General features: G+C 29.0%; 1 protein-coding gene. It reads left to right on the forward strand.

Annotation, left to right across the window (positions count from 1 at the left end):
* Nucleotides 1–264 precede the first annotated feature (264 nt).
* Nucleotides 265–1,131, forward strand: coding sequence for a metallophosphoesterase (locus tag T473_RS17080; protein WP_242825954.1), 867 nt, complete (start codon nucleotides 265–267; stop codon nucleotides 1,129–1,131).
* Nucleotides 1,132–1,176 lie beyond the last annotated feature (45 nt).

Genomic DNA, 1,176 nt, shown 5'->3' on the forward strand with positions numbered 1-1,176 from the left:
TTAATTTTACTATACCAGGAGAGTGTGTCAGCAAGGACAGACCAAGGTTTCATAATGGACATGCTCGAACGACAGATATAACAAGATATTTTAAACAGTCAATTAAGTATAGCTATATTAGATGGATTGAATGGTAAAGTATTCAAGATGATAGATATTCGACATAAAAATACAAAATAATAATATGTTTTCAGATATACTATAAAATGTRTCAAATYATATAAAGTACTAATCAGGAGGTTTTAAGTAATGARAAAAATATTAATGACATGTTTAGTAGTATTATCTRTTTTCCTAATAWCAGGTTGTAGTACTGACAARGAAGAAATAAAYATATTRGCCACTACTGATTTACATGGRGAGATACCTTACAAGCTATYTTCATATGTAAAGAATGAGTTTAAAAAAGATAARARTKTAACWTTRGTTGATGCTGGTGAYTTTTTTGATTTTGATGCCGGAGAKATGKGKAAATATTTTGATAAAAGRYAARAAAARMCTGATAMATATATAGAAGTWCCTATTGCAAAAGAGATGAAAAAYGTTGGGTATGATGCAGTAGTACTTGGAAATCATGAGTTTGTRTCWAATAATAAGTTTTACTTAGATAATATGATTTCTGACTTTGAAAAACARGGTWTAAAAGTRTTATCAGCAAATACATATAAAAAAAATGGTGAGAGTTATACTGATCCTTATATAATTAAAGATATTGCAACATCAAGTGGAATAGTAAAATTAGGTATTTTAGGCCTTACTATAAAAGAAGTTGGTGAAAAACAATCTAGAGTAGATGATGGAACACGAGATGGGAAATTAGTAAAAAATAAGTCTAGAGAATTAAAAGATCAGCCAGAATATGAGGGCAAATTATATATGAATGATYTRGTAAAAGATGCWAACAAATGGGTTGGTAGAATGAAAGARGATAAGGCWGATATTATAGTAGCAGTTGTTCATTCAGGTGAAAAACCTAAGAAACCAAGAAATCCAGGTAATAGAATACAAGATTTAGCACGTGAGGTAGAAGGAATAGATGCTATAGTTGCAGGCCATACACATAARCAAATYACTCAACATAATTATAAAAATAAAGTCTGGSGAAAATGTAATAGTTACACARCCAGGTAAGCATGGAGAATGTATATCTAAAATAAACYTTCAACTAGAAAAGAA

It is taken from the genome of Clostridioides mangenotii TR (genome assembly GCF_000498755.1).
Taxonomy (GTDB): Bacteria; Bacillota; Clostridia; order Peptostreptococcales; family Peptostreptococcaceae; genus Metaclostridioides; species Metaclostridioides mangenotii_A.